This window comes from Oleiphilus sp. HI0123, from assembly GCF_001635315.1.
The window spans coordinates 1-333 of record NZ_LWGE01000782.1 but is presented as its reverse complement, the minus strand read 5'-3'; the positions used below and the strand labels follow the sequence as shown (position 1 = coordinate 333).

1 protein-coding gene and 1 pseudogene are annotated in these 333 nt (G+C 42.9%); both read right to left on the bottom strand.

Annotated features, from left to right (window positions below):
• Positions 1 to 197 (bottom strand): annotated as a pseudogene (locus A3761_RS28505) (hypothetical protein); the annotation flags it as partial.
• A gap of 9 nt (positions 198 to 206) precedes the next feature.
• A complete protein-coding gene (locus tag A3761_RS25585) occupies positions 207 to 329 on the bottom strand; it encodes an iron chelate uptake ABC transporter family permease subunit (protein WP_082870194.1) in 123 nt (40 codons plus the stop codon).
• Between the last annotated feature and the right edge of the window lie 4 nt (positions 330 to 333).

The following is a 333-nucleotide window of genomic DNA, read 5'->3' as shown; positions in this document are numbered from 1 at the left end:
TCAGGAAAATCAGCATAGCTTGTCGTTGCTACGATTCTACTTCCAGCACCTAGAGAAAATAATAACTCAACTGAGTGTGGAGAAAGCGCTACGATTCGCTTTGCAACAAAGGGTGCGTGGGAAGTTTCGTCACTATGAGACAAGGAAGCTTGAAAAGCCAAGACTAGCAAAAGCAATAAATTAAGTACTCTGAACATAAGCACGATTTACCATCCTCGACGACGAAGAACCAGAAGAAAGAAGGCACTACCAATTGCTGCTGTAATGACACCAACGGGTAGCTCATTATTATCGATCAAGGTACGTGCAAGCACATCAACCCATACCATGAAA

Bases quoted from the DNA above. Each gene is read 5' to 3' on its own strand.
- A3761_RS25585 (WP_082870194.1), bottom strand. From the start codon at position 329: ATGGTATGGGTTGATGTGCTTGCACGTACCTTGATCGATAATAATGAG.